General features: G+C 70.1%; 1 protein-coding gene. It reads right to left on the reverse strand.

What is annotated here, in order from left to right; translation table 11 throughout:
- Nucleotides 1-3 precede the first annotated feature (3 nt).
- Nucleotides 4-657, reverse strand: coding sequence for a C39 family peptidase (locus V6U82_RS31505; protein WP_334467655.1), 654 nt, complete (start codon nucleotides 655-657; stop codon nucleotides 4-6).
- Nucleotides 658-883 lie beyond the last annotated feature (226 nt).

The following is an 883-nucleotide window of genomic DNA, read 5'->3' on the forward strand; positions in this document are numbered from 1 at the left end:
GTCTTAGCTGGTGCTGTAGCCGCGGGTGGCGATCCAGTCGGCGAGGTTGTCGATGCTCATGCGGTAGGTGGCGGTGTTGGGGTCGGCGCTGTCGGCGATGGTGACGGTGTTGCCGTTGTCGCGGTAGCCGATGACGCTGATGTAGTGGCCGCCTTCGAAGGAGTGGGTGTTGCCGTCGGTGTCGGTGGCGGTGCCGGCGATGTTGGCGACCACGGCCCGGCCGGCGTCGACGGTCTTGACGACGTCGGCGCGCAGGGTGTCGGTCTGCTTGTCGTCGGCCTTGGGGGTGCTGATCTCGACCGACTTGTAGGCGTTGCCGGTGCCGGTTTCCTTGTTCAGGACGGGGGTGATGTCGTTGATGCTGTTGGTGCCGGCCTCGGTGGTGCCCATCTCGCGGGCCATGGCGTGCACGTCGATGTTCTTGCCCTGTACGGACAGGGCGTTGCGGGCGGCGGCGGGGCCGCAGAAGTAGAAGTTGGGCTGCGCCTCGTAGCGGACGTCGAGTTCGCGTTCGCCGTGGCCCTTGCGGTCGGCCACCACGGCGGTGGTGCCGGTGGGGGCGGCGTGGGCGGCGATGGCGGGGCCGGCGATGCCACCGGCGGTGGCGGCGATACCGGCAGCGGTCAGAACGGTCTTACGCAGCAGAGTGGTAGCCATGATGGTTGCCTCCCTGTTGGGGGATGACCGCGGCGGGAGTGCCGCGGAGGGGGAAAGTCTTGGGGGTGCCCGTCAAAAGAGGGCTGTGGCGGCGCGGGCGGCCCGACGGGGGCCTGCTCCGCGGCTCGGGGATGTAACGACGGGCCGGCCGGGGTCATTCCCGGGGACGGCCGGGGGTGCCCGTCGCTCGGGGATGTAACGACGACCGGGCCGGGCCGATTCCCCG

It is taken from the genome of Micromonospora sp. CPCC 205554, assembly GCF_036902745.1.
In the GTDB taxonomy this organism is placed as follows: domain Bacteria; phylum Actinomycetota; class Actinomycetes; order Mycobacteriales; family Micromonosporaceae; genus Micromonospora; species Micromonospora tulbaghiae.

Excerpts from the sequence above, each read along its gene's own strand:
- V6U82_RS31505 (WP_334467655.1), bottom strand. The coding sequence starts at position 657 with ATGGCTACCACTCTGCTGCGTAAGACCGTTCTGACCGCTGCCGGTATC.